Annotated in this window: 1 protein-coding gene; it reads right to left on the bottom strand. The window is 72.2% G+C overall.

Going from position 1 to position 702, the window contains the following annotated elements; translation table 11 throughout:
* Positions 1-702, bottom strand: a 702-nt coding sequence (locus ACT6Q8_RS25575; RefSeq protein ID WP_444739486.1) for an efflux RND transporter permease subunit, incomplete at both ends; no start/stop codon positions are given.

Genomic DNA, 702 nt, shown 5'->3' with positions numbered 1-702 from the left:
GCGGGGCATTGGCGCGCAGGCGCGCCACCACGGCCGAGGCGGGCTCGCCGCGCTCCGCCAGGGGCTTGAGGCGGATGCGGAACCAGGAGTTGCTGGTGCCGGTGCGCCCGCCGCTCACGCCCGTCACGTCGGCCACGGCGGGATCGGCCACCAGCAGGCCGCGAAAAGCCTCCACCTTGGGCTGCATGCCCTGGAACGAAAAACCGTCGTCGCCGCGCACGAAGCCGCCGAGCTGGCCGGTGTCCTGCTGCGGCAGCATGCCCTTGGGAATCGCCACGTAGAGCCACACGTTGAGGGCCACAGTGCCGGCCAGCAACAACAGGGTCAACACGCGGTGGCGCAGCGCGAATCCCAGGCTGCGCGCGTAACCCGCCTGCACGTCGGCCAGCAGGCTGGCGATGCCGCGCGCCAGCGGGCCTGGCGGCTTGGGCGGGCCGGCCGGCAGGCCGTGCGCGCACAGCGCGGGCGTGAGCGTGACCGACACCGCCAGCGAGATCAGCATGGCCGCCACCAGCGTGATCGAGAACTCGCGGAACAAGCGCTCGACCACACCGCCCATGAACAGGATGGAGATGAACACCACGATCAGCGCCAGGTTCATCGCCAGCAAGGTGAAGCCCACCTCGCCGGCGCCGGTGAAGGCCGCGCGCCAGACCGTGCGCCGCCCCACCTCACGCTGGCCGTTCGCGGCCTGCGCCGCAC

The sequence above is a fragment of the Niveispirillum sp. genome (assembly GCF_052437035.1).
GTDB lineage: Bacteria > Pseudomonadota > Alphaproteobacteria > Azospirillales > Azospirillaceae > Niveispirillum.
Note: the sequence above shows the minus strand (reverse complement) of the source record. Positions and strands in the feature narration are given on the sequence as shown.